Annotated in this window: 23 protein-coding genes and 2 pseudogenes; 5 read left to right on the top strand and 20 right to left on the bottom strand. The window is 66.7% G+C overall.

The window, feature by feature from the left end; genetic code table 11:
- Window positions 1–133 precede the first annotated feature (133 nt).
- Window positions 134–1,367 (top strand): annotated as a pseudogene (locus ACFY10_RS45220) (IS110 family transposase).
- Between the two features lie 13 nt (window positions 1,368–1,380).
- On the opposite strand, the gene ACFY10_RS45215 reads toward ACFY10_RS45220, so the two are convergent.
- Window positions 1,381–2,838 carry an aldehyde dehydrogenase gene (locus tag ACFY10_RS45215; protein WP_390671358.1) on the bottom strand — a complete coding sequence of 486 codons (1,458 nt, stop codon included), beginning with the start codon at window positions 2,836–2,838 and terminating at the stop codon, window positions 1,381–1,383.
- Window positions 2,839–3,153: 315 nt separating this feature from the next.
- Here ACFY10_RS45215 and ACFY10_RS45210 point away from each other — a divergent pair, with 315 nt between their 5' ends.
- Window positions 3,154–3,471, top strand: a complete 318-nt coding sequence (locus ACFY10_RS45210; protein WP_390671210.1) for a hypothetical protein — start codon at window positions 3,154–3,156, stop codon at window positions 3,469–3,471.
- Window positions 3,472–3,502: 31 nt separating this feature from the next.
- A complete protein-coding gene (locus tag ACFY10_RS45205; RefSeq protein ID WP_390671357.1) occupies window positions 3,503–3,763 on the top strand; it encodes a ComEA family DNA-binding protein in 261 nt (86 codons plus the stop codon).
- A 220-nt stretch (window positions 3,764–3,983) separates the two neighbouring features.
- On the opposite strand, the gene ACFY10_RS45200 is transcribed toward ACFY10_RS45205, so the two are convergent.
- The 9 genes from ACFY10_RS45200 to ACFY10_RS45160 all read right to left on the bottom strand — a co-directional run bounded on the left by ACFY10_RS45200 (window position 3,984) and on the right by ACFY10_RS45160 (window position 17,022).
- Window positions 3,984–5,315, bottom strand: coding sequence for a glycoside hydrolase family 6 protein (locus tag ACFY10_RS45200; protein WP_390671209.1), 1,332 nt, complete (start codon window positions 5,313–5,315; stop codon window positions 3,984–3,986).
- 18 nt (window positions 5,316–5,333) lie between these two features.
- Entirely contained in the window at window positions 5,334–7,622 is a 2,289-nt protein-coding gene (locus ACFY10_RS45195; protein ID WP_390671208.1) for a hypothetical protein, read from the bottom strand.
- 20 nt (window positions 7,623–7,642) lie between these two features.
- Window positions 7,643–8,734 carry a hypothetical protein gene (locus ACFY10_RS45190; RefSeq protein WP_390671207.1) on the bottom strand — a complete coding sequence of 364 codons (1,092 nt, stop codon included), beginning with the start codon at window positions 8,732–8,734 and terminating at the stop codon, window positions 7,643–7,645.
- The gene (locus ACFY10_RS45185) at window positions 8,731–9,663 is read right to left on the bottom strand and encodes a hypothetical protein (protein WP_390671206.1); all 933 of its coding nucleotides are present in this window, start codon (window positions 9,661–9,663) and stop codon (window positions 8,731–8,733) included. The genes ACFY10_RS45190 and ACFY10_RS45185 overlap by 4 nt, the downstream gene beginning before the upstream one ends.
- Before the next feature lie 21 nt (window positions 9,664–9,684).
- Window positions 9,685–10,575, bottom strand: a complete 891-nt coding sequence (locus ACFY10_RS45180; protein ID WP_390671205.1) for a hypothetical protein — start codon at window positions 10,573–10,575, stop codon at window positions 9,685–9,687.
- Window positions 10,572–15,536 carry a phage tail tape measure protein gene (locus ACFY10_RS45175; protein WP_390671204.1) on the bottom strand — a complete coding sequence of 1,655 codons (4,965 nt, stop codon included), beginning with the start codon at window positions 15,534–15,536 and terminating at the stop codon, window positions 10,572–10,574. Before ACFY10_RS45175 ends, ACFY10_RS45180 begins: the two co-directional genes overlap by 4 nt.
- 63 nt (window positions 15,537–15,599) lie before the next feature.
- A complete protein-coding gene (locus tag ACFY10_RS45170) occupies window positions 15,600–15,905 on the bottom strand; it encodes a hypothetical protein (RefSeq protein WP_390671203.1) in 306 nt (101 codons plus the stop codon).
- 26 nt (window positions 15,906–15,931) lie between these two features.
- Window positions 15,932–16,519 carry a hypothetical protein gene (locus tag ACFY10_RS45165; RefSeq protein ID WP_390671202.1) on the bottom strand — a complete coding sequence of 196 codons (588 nt, stop codon included), beginning with the start codon at window positions 16,517–16,519 and terminating at the stop codon, window positions 15,932–15,934.
- 5 nt (window positions 16,520–16,524) lie between these two features.
- Window positions 16,525–17,022: a hypothetical protein gene (locus ACFY10_RS45160; RefSeq protein WP_200682388.1), complete on the bottom strand. Its 498-nt coding sequence runs from the start codon at window positions 17,020–17,022 to the stop codon at window positions 16,525–16,527.
- Between the two features lie 403 nt (window positions 17,023–17,425).
- Between ACFY10_RS45160 and ACFY10_RS45155 the strand changes: the two genes are divergently transcribed.
- Window positions 17,426–18,055: a hypothetical protein gene (locus ACFY10_RS45155; RefSeq protein ID WP_390671201.1), complete on the top strand. Its 630-nt coding sequence runs from the start codon at window positions 17,426–17,428 to the stop codon at window positions 18,053–18,055.
- Window positions 18,056–18,178: 123 nt separating this feature from the next.
- Here the strand turns inward: ACFY10_RS45155 and ACFY10_RS45150 are convergent, their stop codons facing one another.
- The 9 genes from ACFY10_RS45150 to ACFY10_RS45110 all read right to left on the bottom strand — a co-directional run bounded on the left by ACFY10_RS45150 (window position 18,179) and on the right by ACFY10_RS45110 (window position 24,480).
- Window positions 18,179–18,607, bottom strand: a complete 429-nt coding sequence (locus ACFY10_RS45150) for a hypothetical protein (RefSeq protein ID WP_390671200.1) — start codon at window positions 18,605–18,607, stop codon at window positions 18,179–18,181.
- Window positions 18,604–18,834 (bottom strand): hypothetical protein, encoded by a 231-nt coding sequence (locus ACFY10_RS45145; RefSeq protein ID WP_390671199.1) that lies wholly within the window; start codon window positions 18,832–18,834, stop codon window positions 18,604–18,606. Before ACFY10_RS45145 ends, ACFY10_RS45150 begins: the two co-directional genes overlap by 4 nt.
- A gap of 5 nt (window positions 18,835–18,839) precedes the next feature.
- Window positions 18,840–19,241 carry an HK97 gp10 family phage protein gene (locus tag ACFY10_RS45140; protein WP_390671198.1) on the bottom strand — a complete coding sequence of 134 codons (402 nt, stop codon included), beginning with the start codon at window positions 19,239–19,241 and terminating at the stop codon, window positions 18,840–18,842.
- Window positions 19,238–19,660: a DUF6093 family protein gene (locus tag ACFY10_RS45135; protein ID WP_390671197.1), complete on the bottom strand. Its 423-nt coding sequence runs from the start codon at window positions 19,658–19,660 to the stop codon at window positions 19,238–19,240. Before ACFY10_RS45135 ends, ACFY10_RS45140 begins: the two co-directional genes overlap by 4 nt.
- Window positions 19,653–20,021 carry a hypothetical protein gene (locus ACFY10_RS45130; RefSeq protein ID WP_390671196.1) on the bottom strand — a complete coding sequence of 123 codons (369 nt, stop codon included), beginning with the start codon at window positions 20,019–20,021 and terminating at the stop codon, window positions 19,653–19,655. The genes ACFY10_RS45135 and ACFY10_RS45130 overlap by 8 nt, the downstream gene beginning before the upstream one ends.
- A 95-nt stretch (window positions 20,022–20,116) precedes the next feature.
- Complete coding sequence (locus ACFY10_RS45125; protein ID WP_390671195.1) at window positions 20,117–20,338, bottom strand: hypothetical protein; 222 nt, start codon at window positions 20,336–20,338, stop codon at window positions 20,117–20,119.
- Window positions 20,339–21,595: 1,257 nt separating this feature from the next.
- The gene (locus tag ACFY10_RS45120) at window positions 21,596–22,054 is read right to left on the bottom strand and encodes a hypothetical protein (protein WP_390671194.1); all 459 of its coding nucleotides are present in this window, start codon (window positions 22,052–22,054) and stop codon (window positions 21,596–21,598) included.
- 167 nt (window positions 22,055–22,221) lie between these two features.
- Entirely contained in the window at window positions 22,222–22,989 is a 768-nt protein-coding gene (locus ACFY10_RS45115; RefSeq protein WP_390671193.1) for a hypothetical protein, read from the bottom strand.
- Window positions 22,990–23,091: 102 nt separating this feature from the next.
- Window positions 23,092–24,480, bottom strand: a complete 1,389-nt coding sequence (locus tag ACFY10_RS45110; protein WP_390671192.1) for a hypothetical protein — start codon at window positions 24,478–24,480, stop codon at window positions 23,092–23,094.
- 1,084 nt (window positions 24,481–25,564) lie between these two features.
- Here ACFY10_RS45110 and ACFY10_RS45105 point away from each other — a divergent pair.
- A pseudogene (locus tag ACFY10_RS45105) lies at window positions 25,565–25,816 on the top strand (transposase); the annotation flags it as partial.
- Between the two features lie 24 nt (window positions 25,817–25,840).
- Here the strand turns inward: ACFY10_RS45105 and ACFY10_RS45100 are convergent.
- On the bottom strand, window positions 25,841–26,278 hold the full coding sequence (locus ACFY10_RS45100; RefSeq protein ID WP_390671366.1) for a hypothetical protein: 438 nt from the start codon (window positions 26,276–26,278) through the stop codon (window positions 25,841–25,843).
- Between the last annotated feature and the right edge of the window lie 296 nt (window positions 26,279–26,574).

Genomic DNA, 26,574 nt, shown 5'->3' with positions numbered 1-26,574 from the left:
GGATGAGCTGGCGCCACGAACGGCTGCTGAGGTGGCGGACCGGCCATCGGGCCGAGTCCTTGAATTAGGTCGCTGCGTGGCCCGCATGCGCTCGTGATCAGCGCAAACAGTCAACGCTCAGAGGGGGAGTAACTTGATCTACTGCGGAATCGACTGGGCCGAACGAACTCACGACGTCGCCCTCGTCGACGACTCCGGCCAGCTGCTGGCCAAGAGGCACATCGCCGATGACACGGACGGCTATCGGATCCTGTTGGACCTGCTCGCCGAATACGGCGACACCGAGGACAACCCAATTCCGGTGGCGATCGAGACCTCCCGGGGCCTGCTGGTGGTGGTGCTGCGGACCGGCAAGCGGCAGGTCTTCGCGATCAACCCGATGGCCGCCGCCCGCTACCGCGACCGTCACAGCGTCTCCCGCAAGAAGTCGGACCCCGGCGACGCCCTGGTGCTGGCGAACATCCTCCGCACCGACATGCACGCCCACCGCCCCCTGCCCCAGGACAGCGACCTGGCCAAGGCCCTCGCCGTCCTCGCCCGCGCCCAGCAGGACGCGACGTGGAACAAGCAACAGTGCGCCAACCAGCTCCGGTCCTTGCTCCGTGAGTACTACCCGGCCGCTCTGGACGCCTTCGCCAAGTGGAACAACGGCCTGTGCCGGTCCGAGGCCCGCGAACTCCTCAAGACCGCCCCCACCCCCACCAGGGCCGCTCGGCTGACCCGCACGCAGATCCAGGCCGCGCTCAAACGCGCCGGCCGCAAGCGAGGCATCGAAGCCGAGGCCGAACGGCTCCGCGAGGTCTTCCGCGCCGAGTGGGCCCACCAGCCGCCGCTCGTCGAGGACGCGCTCGGCAAGCAGATGCTGGCCCTGCTGGTCCAACTGGAGGCTGCCTGCACCGCAGCCGACGACCTCGCAGAGGCGGTCGAGTAGGCACCCGGACGCTGACGTGATCCTCAGCTTCCCTGGTCTCGGCGTCCAGCTCGGCGCCCGGGTGCTGGCCGAGATCGGAGACGACCGGCAGCGGTTCGCCGACGCCCGCGGTCTGAAGGCGTACGCCGGCTCCTCACCCATCACCCGCGCCTCCGGCAAGAAGTCGTCCATCACCCGCCGGTGGGTGAAGAACGACCGACTCAACCACGCCGGCTACCTCTGGGCCTTTTCCGCGATCACTGCCTCACCCGGCGCCAAGGCCCACTACCGCAGGCGGCGCGACGACCACGGAGACTGGCATGCCGCCGCCCAGCGCAACCTTTTCAACCGCATGATCGGCCAGCTCTACCACTGCCTCCAGAACCACACACCGTTCGATGAGAGCAGGGCCTTCCCACCGAACTCCCGGTCGCCGCTTGACCTGCTAATCGCCTGAGGTGTCTACGCGGTCACAGCAGCAGGTCGCCCGGCAAGTTGATCGTCTTGTACTCCAGGAACGAGCTGAGACCCTCGGGCCCGAACTCGCGGCCGATCCCGGATTCCTTGTATCCGCCGAAGGGGGCAGCGAACTCGATCCGGTACCCGTTCAGCGTCAGGGTCCCCGTCCGTACCCGGCGAGCGATGCGCATGGCCCGGTCCAGGTCGCCTGTCCAGACGCTCCCCGACAGGCCGTACTTCGAGTCGTTCGCGATACGGACCGCGTCGTTGTCGTCGTCGAAGGGGATCACGACGAGCACCGGGCCAAAGATCTCCTCCTGCGCGATGCGCATGGAACTGTCGACGTCAGCGAAGATCGTCGGTTCGACGTACCAGCCCGTCGACTGGCTCGCGGGCCTGCCGCCGCCGACGGTGATCGTCGCGCCGTCCTTCCGCCCGCCGGCGATGTAGTCCTCGACCCGCCGCCGCTGGCGCTCGGCCACCAGGGGGCCGACCTCGGTCGAGGGGTCATCCGGATCGCCGACCCGCAGCGCAGCAGCCGATTGCGAGATCGCATCCACCACCTGCTGATAGCGGCTGCGATGAGCGAGGATCCGGGTCTGTGCCAGGCAGTGCTGGCCGGACATCATGATCGCGTACGGCATCAGGGCGGGCACAACGCTGTCGATGTCGGCATCCTCCAGGATGATGGCGGGCGACTTCCCGCCGCACTCGAGGGTGACGCGCTTGAACTGCTCGCCGCACAGCGCGCCGATCCGCCGCCCTACGGCGGAGCTGCCCGTGAAGCTGATCTTGTCTACCAGCGGGTGCCGCACGAGCGATTCACTGTTGTCCCGGTCGGCGGGCACGATGTTGAGCACCCCCGGGGGCAGACCGGCCTCCATGGCAGCGTCGGCGAGCAGGTACGGATGCAGCGGGGTCTCCGGCGCGGGCTTCAGCACGACGGTGCAGCCGGCGATCAGGGCGGGAGCAAGATTCACCATCGTCAGGATGAGCGGCGCGTTCCACGGCACGATCTGCCCCACGACGCCCACCGGCTCCCGAAGGATCCGCGCGGGACCGCTGAGACCTGCCCGATCCTGCTCGAAGGGGAACGTCGCGGCAAGTTCCCGGTAGTAGTCCAAAACCATCACGGGAATCGGTGCCTGGAGCTGATTTGAGAAGCTGATCGGTGAGCCCATCTCCGTGGTGATCAGCTGAGCGATCTCGGGGACACGTGCGCGCAGGTACTCGCCGAACGGGCCCAGCGCGTCCGCGCGCTCCTGTGGAGACATGCGGGGCCAGGGGCCATCGTCGAAGGCGGCGCGTGCCGCGCGGACTGCTCGGTCGATATCGGCAGGCGTCGATGAGGGAGCGGTACCGATCCGCTCCTCCGTGACCGGGGAGATGACCTCGATCACGTCTTTCGAGGCGGGCGTGACCATGTCCCCGCCAATGAACAGGCGGTCCTGCACTGTGCGGCTGGTCATGGCCGCTCCTTTCGCCGTGCTGCCGTCGGTGAGCGAAGCCGAGCCGTCACCGCATGATGCTGCCTCTAGCCGACCACGTCCGGGCCTCGGCCGCGTGCGGGCCTCCACCAGACGGAGGACTGATGCCGTGGCGACCCCCGCGAGCAGCAACCCGGTGAACCTTCCCGGTCACGGCACTAGCAGCCGTTCGTCAGGGAAACCTTGTGACCGACGGCTGCGATCTTGGTGGCACGTTCCTTGGTGGCCTCGGAAGCAGGTCCGAGGATGAGCGACGCTGATCTCCCGGCCGGGAGGATGAGCCCCAGGGGAAGCGTCTTGTGGGCGCTGATCCCGCTGTTCACGCTCGGGCTGGGAATGATGTTCGTCCTCGCGTGGGCGGCGCACCGACTCCGGTCACGCCCTCTCAACGTCAGTGCCGTCGTGACGCTGATCATGACGGTTGTCGCCTTGCCCCTCAGCGGTGCGCCGAATGATTCAGGCAGGGGCGCAACCGGCGCGGTATTGATCACCCTGCTGATCGGCGACGGCCTCACGGCGACGTTCATGATTCGCGACGGCTCGTCGAACCGCCGGCTGTGGGGCCAGCCGCACTGCGTCTGGGGGTGCGGATCCGGTTGTTGGGGCAGCCCTTGAGCGTCGGCAGCAGCGGGCCGAAGCACGAAGCATCCTCGAACGTGATCCCGCCCTCGCACGAGAGCTGCGGATCGGCCGGCCGGATCTCCCACAGCAGTTCGATGATGGCGGCCTCATCGACATCAATCACGTACCGGTCGCGATTCTCGCCACTCTGCCCGGCTTCTCACCGGAGCTGGCTGAACAGGTCGCCCGGTCCCGCGACGAGCACCATGGCTTCGCGTTCGTCCAGGATCTGAAGGTCTACGCCAACATCCCCGGGGGCCTGTCGACGAACTCGCCGAACGGTTGATCTTCCTCCACTGACTCAGGGCCCCGCGCCATCGTGATCACTTGGGACGGCACGGTTTTGCCTGACGTGATCGCCTCGGGAGTGCGTCGCCGGGCCAGCCTCAGTGACACAGCTACAGCGTTTTGTTCGCCCCCCCGGCGCCGTCCCAAGCGATATCCACCGCGACACTCGAAGCCTCACACTCGTCGAACACCGGAGACCTGAACTGTGCCTGCGCTGCTCAGTGGCCTTCAACGAGGCGCTCGGCGAGAAGCGGGGAGAACGAACCAGCTGGAGTAGTGGGCGTTGTGCCGCACATGCCGTCGGAGTCTCCGGGGACCTTGATCCACAGCAGATACTCGGCGCCGCCGACGCCGATCGAGGAGGGGACGCCGAGGCGGCGGCCTGCCGGGTTGCAGTAGTCGACGTGCTGTCCGTTCTCGTCCATGGCGCCGTTGCCGTTGCGGGAGGTGTCGATGACGAACCGTGCACCGGGCACGCCGAGTGCGGCCAGGGCCTGGGCGACCTGGTGCCCGTAGATGCAGGAGACGTCGGTGGAGTCGTAGTTCGCCACACCGATCGCGAAACCCCTTGCGCTGGCTGCCCCGGCTGCCGCGAGCCGGGCGGCCATGTCGTCAGGCCTGATCCAGGTGGCGTTGCCCCCGTCGAGGTAGGAGCGGACGAGAGGGCACGCGGCGAGCGCGTTGGCCGCGTACGTGACGAGGCCGGTCCGTTCTGCTCGCGCCGCTTCTGTGGGGAGACTGCCGAGTTGGCTGAGGGAGTCCGGTTCGACGATGACCAGGGCCGGGCGGTCGCCGATGCCCGCAGCGAAGGCGTCGATCCATGTGCGGTACTCCTCGGGCGACTTGGCCCCGCCGCTGGACTGGCCGCCGTTGTCCCGGTTGAACATGTTGTAGGCCGCCAGGATCGGCAGCCGACCGGCCGCTGCCGCAGCCGTCACATAGGCGTCCACGTCGGCGTGGATGTCCTTGTTCCAGTCACCGAACCACTTCGCGGTCGGACGCCGTACCAGTGAGCGGGCAATCTTCGCGGCCCGGGGATCGGCGGGGTTCGCGGCGACCCACTTCGCGGCGTTGGAATCCGGGTCGGCGTAGAAGCCTTCGCGGACGGTGGAGCAGGTCAGGCGGACCTCGGTCAGGTAGACGGTGACCGCTGTTCCCTGCCCGAACTGGAAACTCACCTGCCCCATTGCGGTGTCGAGGGGCGAGGTGAAGGTGAGGACGAAATGCGTGTCCACCGCCGACAGCGTCACCGTACGGTCCACTCCGGCTGTCCATGGGGCTGCGCCGAGGCCTACCTGCGCGCGGAGCGTGGTGCCGGGCTGGCTGGCCCGGGCGGTGAAGGTGAGCGTGTAGGTGCAGCCGGGGCGCAGGGTGATGTTGTCCTGCCCGAACGGGGCATCCCACAGATTGGCGGCGTCGGTGGTGGCGGTTGCCTCCAGGCCCGTGCCGGGCGCGTTGAGGGTGACCATGGCGGGGTCGCCGGACCACCAGCCGGTGGTGCCGGTGGTGAAGGTGCCGTTGGTGACGAGGTCTCCGTACTGGGCGGCCACAGGTGCTTGTTCCTCCGGTTACTTGATGTAGGTGACGCGAAGCTGCGGAGGGTGCGAACTGCCCACGCCGTCGAACTTCCCGTAGCTGATGGTGCTGGTGGTGTTCGGGTCGACCGCGATACCGCGGAACGTCGTCGAGTCGAAGATCGACGTGATGTCGACCCACCGGCCGCTGGCACGGGCCCAGCCGGTGATGGTCTTCGAGTCGCTCTGATCGGCGGAGAACTTGCCCGGCCGGGAGGCGTGACCGTGCGCCTTGAGGACGGCGGTGCCACCGGAGGCCAAGTACCAGTGGTTGGCGTACAGGTACACCTCGACCTTGAGCAGCTTCGCGCCGGACAGGTCGGAGGCGAGGCTGCCACCGAAACCCACCAACGCGGCCTGGACGCCGTTGTTGGACGAGAAGTAGCCGCCGACCATCTGGCTGCCGTAGTAGCTGTTGTAGCCGGACCGGTTCGCGTAACTACCGGACCAGGCGGCCTTGTACGTGCGGGTGACCTTGACGGGCGGGTCAGGGACCACCGCCCCGCCTGTGTTGTAGACGCCGGTCTCGGCGACCTGTTCGCCGACGTCTTCCACCGTCATCTGTCCCAGGCGTCCCTTGGCCCCGGTCAACGTCACCTGCTGGCCGGCGGGAGCGCCGCTGTCGCTGGTGAACGAGAGCAGCAGCCGGTTGCGTCCGGGGCGGATCAGATCGTCAGGCGCGCACATGCCCGTGAACTCCAGTCGGACATGACGGCGGGCGGTCTGTGAAAGAGGGAAGCGCGCCTCTTGCAGCTGGGTGGACTTGACCAGAGGAGCGGCGGCGAAGCCGGAGCGCAGCCGCAGCACCAAGGAACCCCCTGCGGCAGAGCACTCCGCGGACCCGTCGTAGGCGATGCGGTACATGCGACCGGCCTCGGCGTCGAAGGCCAGCTCGACGTAGCCCATCTCGGTGCCGGTGGTGGTCTTGACCGACGCTGCCATCCAGTCAATGGCGACGAGGCCGCGTGGCCCGTTGTTGAGGGTGGCGAGGTCGTCGCCGCCGATGGTGACCGTTCCGGCGACGTTGAGGTTCTGGAACGAGGCGTCGCCGGTGGAGCCGATCGCGGCGACCCGCGTCGTACCGTTATGCAAGGTCAGGTAGTTGGCCTGACCGGAGACCAACGACACGACCTCCTCGCCGTCTTCGTCATACAGGCGAAGACCGCGTGGGCCGATCTCGGCGCGGGCACCTCCCGTGGCATCACCGAAGATCGTGTGCGCCTCGGCGTTGTCGAACACGCACCATCCGGCCGTGGCTGCGGAGGCCTCCAGACACAAGACAGCGCGAGTCGTGCCTTGCGGGGCGGCGACCTGCCCTGTCACGCGCCGCCACACACCCGCCTCAGGGGCGGCCTGTTCGGCGACGCCGTAGCCGAGCACCTCGCCCGCCGTGGTCTCCCACCGGGCCAGGATCTTCACGCCTTGAGCGGCATGGCCTTCGGAGGCCAGGACATCGACGCCGAGGAAGAGCTGCGAGGCCGCCAGCACCGGAACGGTCGCCAGCGGCAGCGTGAAGTAGGTGGGGGTGTCCGCCGTGCAGTCGAGCCGGATGCCCACGCCCGTACGGTTTCCGGGGGCGAGCGACCACGCGGCCCCGCCGGCCGCGACGGTGTTGGCGGTGGCCGCCCCTTCGAACCCGGGATCCGGGATCAGATTGGTGCCCTGGCCCACCGCGAGCTGGTCGGGGGTGACGGAGCCGACCGCCAGATGCGGGGTGGCGATCGCGCCGACCGCGATGTGGCCCTGCTGGATCACTCCGTTGCCCAGGTCGCCCGAGACGGCGCGGCGGGCCATCGTGCGGACGGCATCCGAGGTGAGGCTGGGGATGCCGGAGGTGTTGACCGCGACCAGCCGCACCCACACAGGGCCGTAGTGATTGACGGCGACAGTGACCGAGGCACCCGACGCGGCCTCGATCGTCGCCGAGGGCCATCGTGCATCCGGCACCGCGCTCGCCGACGTCAGGACATGAACCTGCACACGAGACAGATCCAGCGGCGCAGCCTCGGCGTCGGCGAAGCCGCCGTCCCAGGTGATGCGCAGCCCACCGAGGACCGACTCCACCTCTGGCACGGACGGGGTCGGCGGGCGCGGCCCGTTCACGGCGACCACGCCGCTGGTGCCGTCCGGCTGCTGGCCGATGACCGCGCGCAGCGAGCCGCTCTCGTCGTACACGTCGACCGCGCCGCTCTCGATGCTGGCGTTGACCAGCTTGGGAGCGCGGACGGCGCTCCGCAGGAGCTTCTCCAGACGGGCGAGACGGGTACCTATGTCGGTGGGCAAGCGATGTTCCTTGAGGGTGATCATGCGGCGGTGCCGTACTGGTGGGCGCCCGCCGGGTCGAGCTGGAGCGTGGCCGTCTCGCCGGCCTGGGTATCGGGGCGGATGGTGAAGCCCGTGATGCGGCACCAGCCGGACCAGTTCGTCCACGGGTCGCGGACGGTGACCCGGACGTCATCGCCGATCTGCCAGGAGCCGATGGGCGCGGAGGGGTGGTCGCGGACGGTGATCTCCTCGACCTGACCGAGGACCTGCCGCCATGCCCGTTCCGCCTTCGCGCGCTGGGCGAGGACGTCGCGGCCGCGTACCTCGGGGAGCTCCAGGACGCGCTCCAGGCGCAGCCTGCGGTTGCGGACGGCCTCGATGGCACGCTGCTGGGAGCGGCCCTCGCCGGTGCCGGTGGCAATAACGACCTGCGCGTACTCGTCCGCGCTGTAGGTGACCGGAGGGCTGTCGATGATGTTGATGCCGCTCGAGAACGCAATGTCCGTACGCCGGGCCCCGAGACGCGGATAGCCGAGCTGAATGCGTCGCACCGGCCGACGGCTGCTGTCCCACCAGGTCGTGCAGGTGTAGTCGGGGGAGTCCGGCCCCTTCACCAGGTCATCGAGCTGCTCGCCCAAGACCGGGGTCTCCCACCATCGGGAGTGCCACGGCTCGGCCGGGGTGCCGACCGTCGCTTTCGACACCGTGGGGTCGACGGTCAGGCCGAGGTTCCCATCGGGGATGGACTGGGCGTAGGCCACGATGTCCCGGGCAACCTTGCACGGATCGGCTCGAATGTACGGGCCGCGCCCGCCGAGCTCGCCGTCCAGGTCGTGCCGGCTGTGCAAGTACGAGGACCAGCCTGCTGCTTCGACCTTGAGCGCGTTACCGTCGGGCTCCGCCTGCCAGATGAGCCCGCCCCACCGCAGATGCCCGTTCCGCTCGGCGTAGATGAGCGTGTTACCCGGATCCGCGAGCTCAGGGTGCAGCCACGCCAACCGTGGCGAGAGCGTCCCTTGCAGATGGCCAGGCCCGTTGAGTTCAGGTCCGAACTCGACGCCATGTAGCGGCAGGTGGGGCGACAGCCACTCGCCGGTCAGAGCGTTCTGGGTGAGGTAGCGGTAGGTCACACCGGGCCCTCGGTGAACTCCACGTCCGCGATGATGCTGGTGCCGGAGTCCGCGCCGAGGTCGCCCTTCCAGTCCTTCGACATCTTGGCCTGGAGGTACAGAGCCTGGCTGGTGCCCCGGTAAGAGGCGGGCAGGGTGATGGTGTCGGCAACGACAGCTGTGCCCCGGCGAACGACTTTGCCCTGATTGTCGTCCACGATGGTGTCCTGGCCCTCGATGGTGCCGAAGACCGGCTGGAGATACCCGTAGAGGCTGTCGAAGTCCATACGGAGCCCGGCAATCGTCACGGTGAGGATCAGCTTGGTGGCCCAGTCCGGGACCGGGATCGTCCAGCGTGCCTCGGGCGGCCAGTTATGCCACTTGTCATCGTCCTTGTATGCCTTGGTCAGCTTGCTCGGATACGCGGTGTAGAGGGTGCGTTCGCGGCGGGGATTGGCAACCTTGCGAAGGTCGCGGATCATCGCCGCCGTGATGGTGCCAGTGTTCGCCGGGATGTCGAGGCGCGCGATCGCGATCCCCGTGACGCCCTCAGGAACGGCGGTGGCGGTGCCAGCGACATTGGGGATGACGTCGAAGACGTTGATCTGGTCCTTCGCCGGATCGAGACCACCTTCGAACTCCGGGTCCGTGATCCGCAGCACGATCAAATCCGAGCGCGGCGTTGCACCAGTCGGTGCGACCGGCACCGACGCGACACCGATGTTGTACGCGGTGTACGAGCCCTGCCACATGTTCGCCTTGCCGCGGATCACCGCCGACCCGTCCGCGACCTGCACGCCCGCACCGGGCACGGGAAGCGGCGTCACCTTCAGATCGGCAGCCTCGGTGATGCCTTCACCACCCCGGCTCAAGTCCTTGATCATCATGCGGAACGTCTGCGCGGAGTGGGTGGCTCCGTCGACGAGCAGGGGAGCTTGCGCGAGCGTCATCGGTGTACGGATTCCTTCGGTTCAGAGGGCTATGTAGGCGTCGCGCCACGCCACGGTGAGGCGCGCGGTGGCGGTGGGATCGGAAGCGGTCCAGCGGATCTCGCTGCGCCCCGGCGGGAGCACGAACGTGTCCAGGCGAGATGTGGTCGGCGCAGTACCACCGTTCTCACGGGTCACGCGGATCCGGCCGGGCCGGGTATCGACGCGAACCCACTGGCCGGCGGCGAGCGTGACCGGCAGATCAACGCAACGGCCGGTGCCGACGTGCGTGATGACGGGGTTCGCACACGGCCCGTGCACAGTGATCACCGGATGCGCGTCGATGGCACCGCCGTTGGTCACCCAACCTGGGCGGCTCTGGCCGTTCGGGCTGCCGCTGGTGACCCGGATCGGCGCCTGCACCGGCGCGGTGAACCCGCCGCCGGACAGCCACCCGAGCCGCAGCTGCGCTCCCTGCTCGAAGTCGGCGTAGTAACGAGGATCCGGGGCCACGAACTCAACATCGAGAGGTACCCAGCCGAAGGCGGCCTTCTCCCATGACGGTTCGAGCTTGCTCAGCCGCCCGTACAGGACCCGCACCGGAGAGCCGGGCCACTTGATGCGAAGCGGCATCACCGCCCCGCCGACCGTGCGGATCTTCCTGTCGTCGGCGACCGTCTCCAGGTCGGCGAGGGCCTGCCGGGCAGCGGCCGGATCGCCAGGGGTCTTGATCGCGCAATCGATGCGCAAGGTGCGGGCCTCGTACCAGTCCGGTGCCGCCCATGCGCCGTCCGCGCCGGGCTGCTCGACCAGCTCGCCGCGCGTACCCGGACGGCCGAGGCCTTCGATCTCCGCGATCGGGATGGCGGTGTCGTGGCCGAGGACGATGCCACCGAAGTCCAGCTGGAAATCCTTCAGTTCAGCGGTACTCATCGCAAGACGCCTCCGCGCTTCGCCCGCCGCATCTGGTAGGCGACCGTGGATGCGATGTCGCGCGCGGTCGCGCCGGTCTGGGCGACGTGGATGGTCTGGCTGCCGATGGCCGGCGCCTGGTGGATGACTACGACCCGAGCTCTCCCGCCTGCCGCGTCGATCAGCTTCTTCGGCGCGAGTCCGTAGCCGAACCGGTCAGCGACCTGCCCCAGCACGGCCGTCGCCCGGCCACGTTTGGCAGTGCCGAGAGGCAGATACGCCTCCCCGCCCGTCGAGCGTTCGGCGAACTTGATCAGCCCATTCCCCGACGGCGGATAGACGCCGGGCTCCCACAGGCCGCCATTCGCGTACGCCTTCCCAGCGTTGGCCTTCACCAGGTCGGCGAGGAACCGGTCCGCCTTGCCCGTTTTCCTTATCTGACCGTTGGAGCGGTTGGCGATCTCGATGAGCCGGTCTTCGTCGATCCCCGTCGACTCGGCAACGGCATGGATGCCGCGGCCCTTGGCCAGGGCGCCGATGAGCTTTACGAAGTCGCCGAGCTGATCTGAGTCGAGGGTCTTGCCCGCGCCTTGGGCCGCGCTGTTGGCCTGCTTCGCCTTCTTCTTGTCGCGCACGGCCTGGGCGGCGAGCGCCTCAGCGTTCTCATCGCCCTGCTCCGCCAGCCGAGAAGCGAGCGCGCCGTAGCCGCTGGAGGCCAGCTTGGCGAGGTTGTTCTGGAAGGCGGTGGAGTCCTTGACCGCGTTCTGGAGCTGCCCGGTGTAGTCGCCCAACGTTGCCTTGGCGGTGCCTGCGAGCTTGGTGAGCTGGGCGGCCATCGACTTCACGTACTTGGTGGACCCGCGGGCCATCTTCCGGGTGAGCGCGACGCCCTCTTCGCCCATCTCCTCCAGGGCCTTGGCCACATCCGTTCCCGCGCGACGGGACACGGTCGCCAGGTCGTTGTGCCAGGCCGAGGCGGTACGAACGGACTTACGGAGGTTCCGCTCGAACATGCCGAGGTCGAAGTGCTCCTTGCCGCCCTTGCCCTTGCGCTGCGACTTCGAGACCACGTCCGAGACAGAGAAGCCCGAGCCCCCTAGGGGCTGGTACGACCAGTTCGACAGGCCGCCATCGGCGTACCAGGTGACCTCCCCGTCGAAACGCCGGACGACCTCCTCGACAATCGCCTTGCTGCGGGGCCGCTTACTCGACGCCAAAGGCACATAGGCCTCGCCCTGAGTCTCCCGCTCCGCCCAGACGCGCATCGCTCCGGCCGGAGCGATCTGCGCGACGTGGTTCTCGCGAACGCCACCGTTCGCGTAAAACTCAAGGACAGAGCCACGGGCCTGCGGTGCCTGGATCATGTCCGGGACACCGTTGGCGTCCCGGTCCCAGCTCGTGGCTCTGAGGGACACGCCGACACCGATGGTCCGGCCCGTGATTCCGTTGATTGCGCTCTGGATGCTCCCTGCCGCCGAGACGGGCCCGCTGGTGGGCACCGTGATAGTGACGTTCTTGCTGCCCGGGATGTCGGTGACCTTGATGCCCAGGGCTTCGAGCTGCTGCCGTGCCTCGCCAGTGGGCGCGCTGACTGTGACGGTCTTGCCGCTGGGTACTCCGGCGATCTTCTGCTTGACCGCCTCCAGACTGGCGATCGTCTCCTGTGCCGCGGACGTGACCTTGACGTGCTTACCGCCAGGGGTCTGAGCGATCTTCGCGATCAGCGCGTCCAGATCCGTACGTGCCATGTCGGTCGGGGCGGTGATCTGCACACGCCGGTCCTTGAGATCCTTGATCTTGAAGCCGAGCTTCTCCAAGTCCTCGCGGGCCTCGTTGGAGAGGGTCGCGATGGTGACGGTCTTGTTGTCAGGGGTGGCCTTCAACGCCTGCTGGACAGCGATGAGTTCCGCCATCGCCTCGTCCATGCCGGCCGTCTGCAGCAGAATGGAGACCTGCTCCGGCACCAGCCCGGCAGCGTCGGCGAGCCTCCCGGCCTGCTCCGCGGTGAGCCCGTAGCCCTGCGCGGTGGCGATCGCGGACTCGCGGGCGGTGGCCATCTGCGCCTGTGCGGCCTTCAATGCCTCCGGAACGGACTTCCCGTTCGCCTCCGCGTACTGGTAGGCCGCCAACGCGGCGTCCGCGGAGTTCGTTGACAGGCCCTGGAGCAGGTCGTAGAGCTTCTGCCCGTTGCGGGTGACGGTCGAGAGTGAACCGTCCATGTTCAGCAGGGACTTGCTGTACCCCTGTGCCTGGTCGACGCCGCCCTTCAACGACTCCGCAGCATCCGACACGGACCGGTTCAGCCGGGCTTCCGCCGCGGACAGGTTCACCGAGCCGCCAGCCAGGACGTTCAAGGCATCGTGGAGGGCGCGGGCCCGGGTGTCGGCGTCGGCCGTGTTGACGGACAGGCGACGCATCGCGTCGGAGAACTTCCCGAACGGGCCGACAGCGTCTGCTGCGGAGCGACCTCCGGATCCGGTGGCATCGGCGAGATCCTTGGCGTCTTTGACAGCCTGCGACATCTCGCCCTTGACCGACCCAAGCGCATCCGCGGCCCGCGCTGCGGCCAGGCCCTGGTCGTTGTACGCCTTCGCCGCACCACCTTGAGTGGCGAGCCACTCGACGTTGGCCTCGGCCGTCTCGTTCATTCGCTTCTGGAGCGCGTTGAGACCGCCGTCCTGCCCGAGATAGGCCTCCGTGAGATCCCTGACGGAGACTCCGGCCTTCGACATGACCTCGACGAGCCGGTTCTTCCCGTCGAAGACCTTCGTGTCCATGATCGACTGCGCGGCCGCGGCACGGACGCTGTCGTTGACCGCCCCGTTGGAGTCCCGCAGCGCCTGGGTGAGGGTGTTGATCCGAGACTGGTGCTCGGCCGCCGCCTGGGCTGCCTTCTGCTGGTGGGAGGCGAGCATCGACAGGCCAACACCGGCGGCCGCGATCGCGACACCCCACGGCCCGCCGAGCGCGCCCATCAGCCCGCGGGCAGCGCCACCGAGCCCGGTACCGATGGCCCGCGTCAGACCGGCGACCGGCCCGGAGGCGCTCCGGAACGCGGCCGCCATCTGCCCGACAACGGGGATCCGCATCTGTAGGACAGCCAAGGCCTGCCCCACGCGGCCGATGGACTGGCCGGATGCGGCGGCGAGTTGCTGCTGGACCCGCATCTGGTCGCCGAAGGACCGGAAGGCTCCCGTCACAGGGCCGGACACGGTGCGGCCCAGGTTCACGAACGTGGGGGTGACTCGGCGGGCCAGCAGCATCGCCATGATCGCCGTCTGTACGGGCCCGGGCAGAGCAGCAAACCCCTGAACGAGCCAGGCGACCGTGTGCCCGATCGGCACGAGCACCCCGGAGACCGTGCCGGCCGCAGAAGAGACCAGATTCAGGGCCGCGACGACCATGTCGAGCCCGGTCGACCCGACGTCCGACTCGTCTCCCAGGTCTCCGATCGCCTCGGCGACGGGGGAGACGGCGGAGCCGACGTTCCGCAGGATCTCGATCAGCGCGCGGCCGCCGTTGACCAGGACGTTCAAACCCGCCGCTGCGGCGTCGAACGTCAGCTCCTTCAGCGGCTTCGCCATCCCGCTGAACGCGTCGGTCAGCTCGTCGACACCGGATGCTGCCGCCGACGAAAGCCCAGGCCTGGCCAGCGTGTACAGGTCGCGGGCGTAGTCCATCGCCTTCGCGAGCGGCGGTGTCGCGGCCTGCAGGCCGGACGTCGCCAGCCGCGTCACCTTCTCCAGCGCCGGAGCGGCAGCCGTATAGAGGACCTGGCCGGTGTTCTTCCACTGCGTCTTGAGCTGGGTGACCGCGCCCGACAGCCCCTTGGTCTGGGAGGCGGCGATTTCCTCCGCCGCCCCAGTGCGGGCGATCGCCGTGTGCATCTGGTCGTACGCCTCGACACCCTGATGTGCGAGGGCTGAAGCCCCGGCGAGGGCGGGCTTGCCGACGACGTTTGCGAGCGCCCCCAGGAAATCCTTCTGCGACATCCGGTGCTGGGCCTGCTCGAAGCCCTCGATGACCGTCCGCAGGCCCTTGAAGTTGCCCTGCGTGTCCCAGGCTTCGATGCCGAGCTCTGCCAGGCCCTTGCGCATGTTCGCGGTCGGCTTGGCCAGGTTCGTCAGCATGCCGCGCAGCGACGTTCCTGCCTTCGAGCCGAGGATGCCGGAACGGGCCAGCATCGCCACCGCAGCCGAAGTGTCCTCGATCGAGATGCCCAACTGCGCCGCGACCGGGCCCGTGTAGGACATCGCGTAGTAGATGTCCTGCAACCCGCCGGACGCAGCGTTCGCCGAGGCGGCAAGGACGTCCGCTGCCCGACCTGCGTTGTTCGACGACAGACCGAACTGGTCCATCACGTCGCCGAGGTACCGGCTCGCGTCCGCTGCCGAGAGGTTGTCGGCGGCGGCGAGCTGCATCGCCGCCCGCGCATTCGCGATCGACGACGTGGAGGTCTGGCCCGCCTTCGCCAGCTCCAGCATCGCGTCCGCAGCCTTCGCAGCGGACGTGCCGGGAATCTTCAGATCGGCGCCGAGCTCACGGGCCTTGGCCGCGGCCTGGACCATCTCCTGGCCGTTGGCATTGGTGACCGCGCCCCACTTGTTGATGGCCCGCTGGTACTCGTTGCCTTCCTTCGCGATCTCCGCGAGTCCGGCGACGATGCCGCCGCCGACCAGGAGGCCGCGCAGGTGATGCGCTTCTTGCCGGGCGCCGAGCAGTCCGTGGCGGAGCTGCCGCATCGATGCGTGCCCGTCCGCGCCGATACGGCGCAGCCCGGCACGGGCACGATCGGAATCACGGGTCAGCGCGCGCAGACCGGTAGACGATCCGCGGGCACCGGCCCCGATCTGGGTGAGATGCCGGTTGAGGGTGGCGGTGTCGCGGCCCAGGCCGCGCATGGCCCGGGAGGCCTGCCGGATCTCCGACAGGAGATGGGAGAAGTCCGCTCGCGCCTGAACGCTGAGCGTGTACGACGACACCTGCCGGTGCCCCTACCTCCCCGCGCCCCTTCCTCCTAGCCCCCTGTCACCCTCAACCACCCGCTACGGCACGTCGCGTGGCACCAGGCCGATCCGCACCCCGTATCCATCCGGGCCGTCGGGCACCTGGTCCTGCTCGTGCGCGATCAGCTCACAGCCGGTGCAGCGCACGCTCGTGGTGACGTACGCGAACCGGTCACCACCCTGCTCCTCGTCCCACTCCGCGGCCCGAGTCCCGCACTGATCGCACACCGTCCGCTGATACGCCACGAACGACAGGGCCTTCGCCCGGTCCAGCTCCGTCCAGCGGCCATCACCCGCACCAAGGAACTGCGAATGCGGAATGCCCCAGCGGTCGCACAGCTCCAACTCGGCACGAAGCTGTGCGTCCGTGATCAGCCTTTTCCCAGCTCCACGGTGCTGGTGCGCACGATCTGCTGGGCCTGCCACGCCGCCGCGAACAGCGCGTTCGACTCTGCAACCGGCCACGAGTTGAGGAGATCCTGCGCATCCTCCTCGCTCATGCCCTCCACGGCGTTGTGCTCGTCGTCCCGCTCAATGTGCGCGGCAGCGATCAGAGCAGCGGGGAACGTCTCCGGATTCCACGCGTCCCCGTCCTCAGCCTGCGCCTCGGTCGGAGGGAACCTCTTGATCAGCCCGTCCAAGATCGGCCGCGGCAGCGCCCTGAACGTCAACTCCACCGCGACGCAGTCGAACATCTCCTGTGCGGTCTCGACCTCCGCCTCGGCATTCGCCGTCGCATCGCTGTACTCCCGGCCGTTTTCTGCATCCGCCATGCGGCAACGGGCAAGATCTCGCAGCGTCTCGTCCAGGTGCCGCTTGGCGTCCTGGTCGTCGCAGATCACCAGCGTGTACTCGGGCATCTGCCGGGCACGGAGCCGGGCCAGCTTGGCCGCCCAGTGCGCATCTCGTGCAACAGCCTTGGCCGGCGGGGCAGGCGCGGTCTTGGTTTCCGTGGCCACCGGCATCACTTCTCGACCTTCGGCGCCGTGGCGGCCGGGACAGCGGCGTCTTGGGTTGGCTTCTCCGTGATCGAGAAGTTCACGGTGAACTTGGCGGCCTCGTTGTCCGTCGAATAGTTCGGCGACCGTGAGCCGATACGGACCGGGAACACGTCCATGGACCGGGAGCCGGCGACGTCGCCCTTGCGGAGGAAGACGACCCAGCCGGTGTCGTCCTTCTTCAGCAGCTGCTCGATCTCGTCGGACACCTTGTCCTCGTAGAAGCCGAGGGAGGAGTCGTCGGCCTGATCGGTGCCGGGGATCTTCGACTCGAACGTCGAGCCGAGGTCGGGGGTTTCGATGGCCTGGTTCTGGAGTGTCCAGCCGTCGATCGCCGCGATCGCATCCGTCAGGTCGGTGCCGGCCGTGAGCTCGGCGCGGGTGGGGACGTGGCCGGTGTCGGCGACGGTCTTGAGCCACAGGACGCGGGTCACTCCGCGCCGGGAGAACTTCTTTACCTGCAAGGTCTGCTGTCCGATTCCGGGACGGCAGCCAGATCACGCGAGTTGGGGTGGCCCCGTCCCTCGACGACGTGTCGGGGAACCGGCCCATCCCGGTCTCGGGTGGGCGTCCGCGCGGGGCCTCCGCGGTGAGGATGCAGGCGTGCTCACTCAAGTAGCGAGCTCGGATACCTGCACGTAGATCACCATACTGCGCCCGAGGTACTTGCTCCCGGGCCTCCGAGTCTGCAGGGAAACGGCTGGCAGCCATGACTGCCGCTTGGAAGGTAAGTAACCGCGGGAAGACGTAATGGTGTAGTTCGTCTCGTGGGAAGGGCTGAGCGATGAGCGAGCGCAGTGTCCCTCTTTGTCAGTGCCCCCTGCTATAACCACCAGATCGACTCAAACTCCTTGCGGAGGTGGCATATTGGCAACGTTCACCGCGCCCGTGGCACTCAACCTGACCACGCCGAGAGCCGTCACGCTCGCCTTGGCCGAGCTGGGCCTCGGATGGGAACCAATTCCGCTCGACGTGGCGAACAACGATAGACAAGCGGGGCTCTATGCCTGGGTAGACGGACTCGTGGACGAGCTTGCCGTCGACCTTGTCGATCGCGGAGTGCTGTACTGGGGCATTGGGACCGGCGCAGGGGGAGCCGTCGAACGCGTGCGCCGCGAGATCGGCTTTGTGGGCCCGAATGCCACCCATGCGCATGGGATAACCGTGCACCGCCGAGCAGCTGTCCCCATAGCGGCACCGGTGACGGTGCAGGAGACAGACCTCGGGTGGCTCACCTCGCCAGCGTTCGACATTAAGCCGGAGGGTGCAGCCATCGCACTGCACTGGCTGGAAGAGATCAAAGACAGCCCGTCCCTCCTCATCAAGGCTGTCGAGCACCTCGCCATCCGCATCGCAATCCACTTCGGTGACACCGGCGCGCCCGTCAACAGCACGCACGCTGGCGCCTGGGAGGACGACAGTCCTGCTGACTGGGCAGCATGGGGAGTCGTGCAGCACCTTGCCGGGCGTGGAGCGGACACTGCCCCTGCTGCTTAGGAAAGCCTGCGGATGGATGTGGGGGCGGCGTCGGTGACGTCGCCCCCGTCCCGCTGCGGAGAGGCGACAGCTGATCCGCAGGACCAGCGCCCGTTTCATACCTGGCGCCTAACGATGCAGAAGCTAGGCCGTAACGGAGAGCTTGTACCGCTGCACACAGGTCACCACGCCGTTAGCGGAATCAGCCGGGTCGATACCCTCATCGACCAGCAACTCCCGTGCCCACACGTCCATGTCGACCGGAGTGATCGGCTGCTCCCACTCGCCCGTGGGTCGACGATCGAGTACCGCGCACCGGACACGGTCCGCGAGCCACTCAGCCTGATCCGTACGAGCCGCGACCACCGTTACCTGGTACCTCAGGTGTGCATCCTCCGCTCTGTCGGCGAGCGGGGCGCCATCGACGGGGCCGCCTTGCGGATACAACACCAGGTACGGCAGTGGTGCGGGTTTTCCATCGAGGAGAGGGAGTTTGCCGAGACCGCAGGGCTTCCCAGTTGCTGAGGAGAGCATGGAACGCAGGGCCGTACTCGCCGGCGCACGGTCGATCACGGCTCGCCTCCAGCGAAGTACGCGGCCGCAGGCCCTTCGATGCTGAGCACCCCGTACCGGCACAGGCCGAGCGCATCCCACTCCATCACCCCAGGCGTGGTCAGGATCGACAGGCTCCGCGCCCCGTCCTCATCGAGGACCTCAGCGACCACGACGGCGCGGGCAAGCAATCCCCGCTCATGTTCAGCGAGTACGCCCGACAAGGTGTCCTCCAGGCTGTTGCTCATGTCGCTCACAGCGCCCTCGACACCGCGCCGTGCAACTCCCGTACAAGGAGCGGCCCGAAGGCGTTGACGGCCAGACCGAGGTGAGGGAACGGCGGCTGGTTGTAGTGGCGGCCAAGGCTGTCGACGCCGACGAATCCGAACTCCAAGCGGCGGCCCTGCGGGGCGTTCGTGCCGACCTCGCCCACGATCACAGGCCCGGCCCGATGTACGTCGGACTGCCACGATGCCCGGTACCTGCCAGAGATCACCCGCGGGCCCGGCCGACCGGACGCATTGCGCTGCACCTCCACCACCAGGGCCTTCGCACCGTGCCGCATCGCGACCTCCGCCGCGGAGACAGCCGCCTTCCCACCGCGTTCCAACACCGCGGCCAGCTGCGACGGATCCTCAAAGACTCCGCCGCTCACTGCGCCACCGGATTCCGGTTGTGCTCCTCCAGCCACACGGTGCGCAGCACCGGGAACGACGACACCTCACCCAACGCCGACACCCGGTACGAACGGCCGACGGCCTGCTCGTCACGGGCCTCAACGATCAGAACGGTGTCGTTCTCCCACACCTCCGGAGCCTCAACAGGAAGCAGCAGCCGGTAGCCAGCACGCACCTCCTGGACGTACGCGCCGTCCTGCCCCGAGCCCTTGCTGCGGATCCGCTCCTGATGCGCGTACAGGCCCCCCTTGTCCTCATAGACGATCAGCGGTGGCGCCGGCACCAGGTCGCCGGTCTCCGGGTCCAGCATGTCCTCGCCGTTGCCACGACTGACCTGGACTCTGTCGAGCATCAGATGACGCTCGGCGAATCGGGCTATCGCCGACTGGTCAAGCACTCGCAGCCCACTCCCTGAGCTGCGCGAGCATTCCGCGGGTCAACTCACCCGGCTTGCCGTCGAGGTCGACTCGATCCAGCACCGCCTCGTCGAGTCTCCGCCAGTCGACGGCATCCAGGAATCCAATCACCACCTGCCGGACGTCAGCAGGCTCCACCACGACCTCGGCCAACCCGTCGAACTCCAGGCCGCGCCAACCCTGCTGTACATACAGCGTGACCTCGGGGCCCTCGTCGACGGTCTGCGTGATCCGGTACGCCTCCACCGCATGGGCCACGTCGTGGCCGTCGATCTCGATGACCGCCCCCTCTCCCGGGGCAGCGGCTATCCGTACGCGGTGGGAGTCCTGGTTCACGCTCATGATCTCGACCCTAGGCGTGCCAAGAGCAGCCTCCCTGCACCATTGACGGGCAGATACTACTCAGGGTCCCTTGCATGATCGAGGTTTGTCCGGATTCATCCGGCGAGGCCGAGGGCGGCCAGGGGCCTTCGCCAGTCGCGAGGGGTCTGACGTAGGGCGGCGGCGATGTTGGTGTGGCCGTCCTGACGGTGGATGCCCATGGCGAGGTTGCGCAGGCCGGCCATGATGCGCGGGAGATGGCCGACATGAATCTTGGAGTCGTCCTCGTGGCACGTGTGGTCGCGGACGTGGCTACGAGAGTTGGTCGATCCAGACATTCACGTGCGCGGAAGAATAGGATCCGATACCAATGTTGAATTGAGTCCAAGCTCTGTTACGCCAGTCCGGGCGGCTGCTGAGCGCACCCGCGAGCGCCGCCTGTTGCACGACATCGCGCTCAAATAGCCCAGCGGGTCTTGTATGCGACCCGGTCCGCATCACGGCGCAGCACGTGCCGCCCTTGGGTGCATGGCGTGCTATGGCCGAGTAGTCAAGGAATTCTGCGCAGACGCCCGGTCCGACGCGGGTATTTCCTTGGCTGCGGCCCGTAGAACCGCCTGCCATGCCGCATCTTCCTCTCTCAGAGGTCCGGCGTTCTGCGCGATGATGAGTCTTTGGTAGGCGGCGGTCACCAACGTCACCGTCTGCAGGTAATTCACGCGGCGTTTGCACCTGACATCTGCGACTGCTGCAGTTTTCTCCGCCGGGGATGGAGGGGGCAGGGCCACGCCTGGCGGCTTGGGAAGGCCGCGCCCGAGCAAAGTTCTATCATGAGGAGGAAGAGTTGGGTCGGGATAGAAGTAACCGGCTCTTTTCATGCATGAGCTCCAACTGTGGTTGACCTCTTGCACTCTGCTATCGCGCGATGCGGCGACCCTCGCTTCAATTCGAAGCCTTTGAATTAGTTCGAAGGAAACGTACGCTTTCTGTATTCCAAGCCGTTTTGTGGCTTCCTCCTGGCATCCTCCTCGACCATGTCTTGGGTCTCCCCATAGCGCCTTTTCTTCGGCTGTGGAGACACCCCTGGGTGGCCGGCTTAGCTGCCCGGAGTCAGCCGTCGACTGAGCGAAACTGCGGTATCCGTATTTGGCTGCCCTCACCAGGTTAACAACGCCATACAGTGTTGAGACGGCAACATAGGGGTGCCCGGTCGTCAAATGACTCGATGGAATTTTGAATCCCTTGCGCTTCATGCAGTCCCGCGCTGCCGCATTGAGAGCGGCATCGGCTATTTTCCAGCGGCGGGGGGAATCGTATGCGTCGAGAGGCAGAGTAATGGAATCGTCATTGTTAATTACTACTCCGCCACCTCGAAAGTTGACAGGCTCGTTAGGGTTGCCAGGCGCAGGTGGCGGGGCTACGTGGAGAGTCGGCTCGCTACCGTTGGGCGAGCCGCAAGCCACAACCAGCACAGCGCACACCAGTGCACACAGAGGCAAGAAAAGAGTACGGAAAGGTCTCATCGCGATTTCAGGCTAGAGGGCGGGGCCGGGGCCCCGGCAGCAGAACGTCAGCTAGTGCCGGGGCCGGGAGACTCAGCGCCAACGTTGGTGAGAGTCGCCATCTCCGTGGTTGGTGTTGGTATAGACGCCGTGAGAGTCGTCGACGTCGAGGAACCGGCCGGTCGCTTCGTCTTCAAGCGCCCAGCCAGTAGGCGTGGATATCTCGTACCATCGCTGGTAAAGGTCGCCGCGAATGCAGCTATGAGGGTAGACGCTGCCACTGGAGTTGCTGTCCAGGCAGTGCCCGCTCCACTTGTTTATTTCAGTCCAGGCACCGTCGGAGTATTTGGTGTCTTTCCACTCCATATTGGGCAATCCGGATGCACCCAACTGGATCCCACCGGCCCCATAGCTTTCCGACAGATAGGCGTCACTGTTGTTTCTGCCGTAATAAGAGTTGTTCCACGTCACAGCAGATGCATTGGAGACGCCAAGTACGACGGAAAGTGCAGCCGCCTGAGTTACCAGCAATGCCTTGAAAGATGCTTTCACGTTTCCCTCTTCCCTTGGAGGAGTGTCGGATTCACTCTTGAGGGCCGCCCGCCGCCGAAGGCGTCAGGAGCACCTCTCGCTGGAGCATTAAATTGGACTTCTGAAAGTTGATTTAGACCCCGCCATTACCACTGTATGGATACCGGCTTATTTCGTCCGGAGTTCCATCAGCCCAAGTGGCTGGCTATTTCGAGGAGCTGTGCATTGGCGATGCGAGGACTGGCCGAGTTTACGATGAAGGTGTAGGTGCCATCAGACCAGGTTATCGAACGATCGTCGGAGCCTTTCTCATTCAAATAGCCGAGCTGGTGGCCAATGGCTGCTTTTTTGCCAGAGACGTATTTCCCCGGGACCGAGCCATGAGGGCCCGTGCCGGTGATCTGGGTGATGCTCAAGGAGGGCGGCCCCGAAGTGGTGCTGTAGAAGCGCGTCCATGCCGGGCCTTGCGTCGCAGTCCGCTCGAAGGGCGACGGGCCCGGGCGCTGGCCTGCGTCGTCGGGGTAGACGTTGTTCGTCATCCGGTAGCCATTGGGGAGATAGTGCGGAATTGCGAGTTGGGCGGCACGGAAGGGCGTGATGGTCTGGCCCGTGCCTGAGTCTGTGATCTTCCGTGACGCCAGGGGCGAGTCCAGGGTTGTGCTGATCAGCTGGGGAGTGCTGGTGCACTGGTGCCGTAGGTCGGCCGGGCCCTCGTGCAAGGCCACCGTGACGGAGCCGCTGGACTCGCTGGCAGCGAGGCGGGGCTTGACCTCCTGGCACGGGGTCCACCTGACGGCCGTGGTGATCGTTCGGCCATCCGTACTGACGAGCACCTCGCCCAGCACTGCGGCCCGCTGAGGATGTGTATCGCGGGTCAGCCAGAGGACTAGTCCCGCGGTGAGGGCCGCCACTGCTGTGCAGGCAGCTACAGCCCAGCGGATGCGTTTTGAAGTCACGCGCACACTCCATGGTCGCCGGCAGCAGGGGGAGCCGGATTCCCAAGAGAATCTTGGGGGCTGACACTCAGCGGTGTCAGCCCCCGCCTCCTGCCGGACTGGCTAGTTGGTGATGAGTGACCAGCCCATGTCGTGCAAGGTCTGGTAGATCGGCACCCAGTAGGCGCCCTTGAGGCACCACGGAGTTCGGACGTGCCCGTCAAGGACGGTGTTCTGATTGAGGCTGGAGGGGCAAGTAACAGTCGTGTCCAGGGCGGTGATCGTGCCGCGTGCCTGGTCCGCTGTGTAGTTGTTCACCCCGGCGAAGACCGGGCCGCCACTGTCACCATTGACTGCGGCGACGCCATCTGGTGTGGACTGGGTCGCAAAGCCCAGGTCGGTGACGGGGCGCAGGTGGCCGTCAGCGCCGGTGACGCTGATGTCCGTCTTGGCGATCTGCACGTTGCAGTGGACGCCGCCGTTGGCGCCATCAGTGCACACATAGTCGCCGACATTGTTGTGGCCCCAGCCGGTCACGGATTTGGAGTAACCGTCGGTTCGGTTGGCCGCTCCGTCAAACAGGAACCCGCCAGCCTGCTTCGAGTAGAGGCTGATGGCAACCACGTCATCACCCACGTCGCTGCGCAATGGGTCACTGACGCCAACGAGGTCACCACCGACATAGGTCTTCCATTGACCATTGCCGCCGTCGCAGTGCCGGGCAGAGGTGAGCATGGGGGTGCCCTGCTGCGTCTTGATGGCGAACCCGCTGGAGCAGATACCGCCAGTGGGGTTGCGCAGTGCGTCTCCGCCGAACCAGGGCGATTGGTCATGGGCACGGGACGCGTCCGTCACCAGCGGCTTGTAGACCGTCGAGGTGTTGATGCCGGTCAGGTGATCCGTGACTGCTTTGACCTCGAGTGAACGCTCAGCCCGCGGCTTCCGGGCCAACGGGTCGATGAGGTCGCGCTTCTCTATCCCGCGGTCCTCGTCATAACCGATCTCCAGGCCGCTGCCGTCCACGGCAGGGCCGACGCTGGTGATGCGGATGGCGTCGCCGGTGGAAGCCAGATGAATTTCTTTGAATTTGCTGCCCTGCAAGAGCTTCTTCCGGGCTGCGTGGAGTTCTGCCTTCGAATACTTGGCCGACCGGACGTCAGCGGTCACACCAGCAGGCAGGTGGGCAAGTATGTTCCGCACTCGCGCGGGCGCGGTGCCGCGCCAGTACAGACGCATGTGGTTATGATCCGGGTCGATCGCGATGTCCGTGAATCCGGGAATCCTCGCACGCTCGGATTCCGAGAGCCCCTCGGTGAGTTTGTCTGCGATCTTGTCCAGAGTGTCCTGCTGCTGCTGCACCTGGATCAAGTGCGGGTCGGTAATGTTGTGAGCCCTGGCACCGGCCGCGATTTTGGCTTCGAGAGCCGGTGAAGGAACTGACGCACCAGCCGAAGCAGACGCGACGAACGGAACAGCGACTAGCAGCGCGGCTGCGGGCAGAGCTGCGGCCACCCAACCTCGTCTGCCACTGAGGCTCTTCACACGATGCCTTCCTGACGATCACCAGTTTTGACGTGGCCATGCTTGCTGTTCGAGTAGGGATCGAAAACGGGTGGATCGGCCATCCTTTGAGTCGCTGACGCGCCACTACGGCGGGGACGCCCGGCAACGGAAGGGGAGCTCGCCAACTTTTCGGGTTCTTGATCCAAGGATGATCCTTTCATTGAACGGAACATGCCATTCCCTGGCGCGAGTGATCTTGAAGTCGCCCCAGAGACTCGCGTGGGCCAGGCACGAGTGGGGCGACGGACCCCGCCCCACGCCGGAGGGCCATCAGGAAGTGGCTAAAAAGTGCGGCTTACGTTGCCGCGCTTGTGGAGCGGTGGGGTGACGTGACTGATGGTGTGGAGAACTTTCGCCTGGGCCGCAGGGCTGTTGATCGGCGGAGTCGGCTGTAACTTTGTCTACTACCCAATGAGTTGGAGCACGGCTGAGGAGGTCTCTGCCTATCCGGTGACCCTTGTCTCGGCGACGATGGGACTTGGTGTGCGTCGATCGGCCACGTCCCCGGTCGTGGTGTAGCCGATCATGACCGGTCGACTCCGGTCCTGGGTCCGACAGGCACATCCCGCCATGGGCCCGGCAGTTGTCGCCGGTCGCGGCGGCGTGAGCCCCAACAGGCTGTCAGGCAAAGGCGATCAGGACCGCGACCTGGGCGTTCCACCTGCTTGATCGGCTACACCACGTGGCGGGACACCATCCGTCGATCCTCAGCAGAATCCGGCTCAGGCCCCTGACGGTGTTGGTCAGGCCGCGGTACCCGATCAGAAACGCTGCCGGGCCGGCGAAGACGAAGAAGTGTTCCGGCTTCCGCTTGTAGCGGCGGTGGTGGCAGCCGTGCCAGAACACGGTCCTCTCACCACCCAGCAGCGACGGTCGGACCGGATGGACGACTCGAAGCCGTTGCGCGCAATGTGGTGGCGGATACCTCTCAGTGGACGTTAAGTCCGATCTTCCTAGGTTCGTGATCGCTCGATCGTGGGACTGATCGCTGTACAGGCCGCCCGCTGAGCATGTCCATGTTGAGATGCGGGACGTGAAGAGAGAGCCGTACCCCAGCGACTTATCGGACGAGCAGTGGGCGTTGATCGAGCCGATGATCACGGCCTAGAAGCAGGACCGGGTGGCTCGGTCGGCGACCGGAGATCCCGGGTCCTGTGACCTTCGGGAGGTCGTGAACGCGATCTTCTATCAGAACCGGACGGGCTGCCAGTGGCGCTACCTCCCCCATGATCTGCCGTCCTGGTCGGCGGTGTTCTACTACTTCGGCTTATGGCGTGTCGACGGTCAGCCGATTCCCCACCCCCGGTGGTCACGTAATTCCCCAGGCGGTGGCCGTAGCAGCCGGTCGGGCCCCGCTGGTGAGGCAGGGCCCGACAGGCCAGTCCTGCCAGTCCAGCTGTGGCTCGGGGATACCGATGGAGCGCGCGTAGTTCTGCGCCTGCCGGCGGCCTTCCGCCTGCTTGCGCGGATAGCGGAAGATCTTGTCGGCGAAGACCACGAACGCCTCCGCGGTGGTGTTGTAGTTGACATACCAGCCCCCGGTCGGGGCCAGGCAGGCAGCCAGCTGCCCGGCCAGACGCTCGGCGTCGGTCTCCTCGGCAGCGAAGTCCAGGAGAGTCCACTGCTGCGGCTGCTCGGCCGCCGCGTTGTTCACCTCCACTCTTGCGATCTTGGTGATGTGCAGCGGGACTCCGGTCAACTCCGCTCCGGGCCGCAGACTTTCCGCGATCAGCACGCCTTCAAGCACTTGGTCCTCCTTGATCTCGACGCCGTGAGAGTAGCGAGGACCTGTGACAGCGGCGGAGGGGCATCGCGTCAGGCGTTCGAGGGTGTGCCCGGCTTCTCGGTGGGTCCCTTGGGTCGCTTGTTGGGCCGGTAACTGGGGCCGAGGGGCCAGGACCCTCAACCCGGGCACCGGCATGCCCATGGGGAACCCGACCGATTCGCAAGGAAGACCTGAAATCTTCGCAAACCACCTGAAACAGGAAACATCATGCTAGTTCGAGAGTGTTAAGCGGCACCATCGCCGGTCAGCGTCCCCAT

The organism is Streptomyces sp. NPDC001401 (assembly GCF_042895385.1).
In the GTDB taxonomy this organism is placed as follows: Bacteria; Actinomycetota; Actinomycetes; order Streptomycetales; family Streptomycetaceae; genus Streptomyces.
The sequence above is the reverse complement of the archived record's forward strand: the minus strand, read 5'-3'. Positions and strand labels throughout refer to the sequence as shown.

Coding starts and splice junctions, on each gene's coding strand:
- ACFY10_RS45215 (WP_390671358.1), bottom strand. CDS start 2,838: ATGACCAGCCGCACAGTGCAGGACCGCCTGTTCATTGGCGGGGACATG.
- ACFY10_RS45185 (WP_390671206.1), bottom strand. CDS start 9,663: ATGACGCTCGCGCAAGCTCCCCTGCTCGTCGACGGAGCCACCCACTCC.
- ACFY10_RS45180 (WP_390671205.1), bottom strand. CDS start 10,575: ATGAGTACCGCTGAACTGAAGGATTTCCAGCTGGACTTCGGTGGCATC.
- ACFY10_RS45145 (WP_390671199.1), bottom strand. CDS start 18,834: ATGAGCAACAGCCTGGAGGACACCTTGTCGGGCGTACTCGCTGAACAT.
- ACFY10_RS45130 (WP_390671196.1), bottom strand. CDS start 20,021: ATGAGCGTGAACCAGGACTCCCACCGCGTACGGATAGCCGCTGCCCCG.
- ACFY10_RS45125 (WP_390671195.1), bottom strand. CDS start 20,338: ATGTCTGGATCGACCAACTCTCGTAGCCACGTCCGCGACCACACGTGC.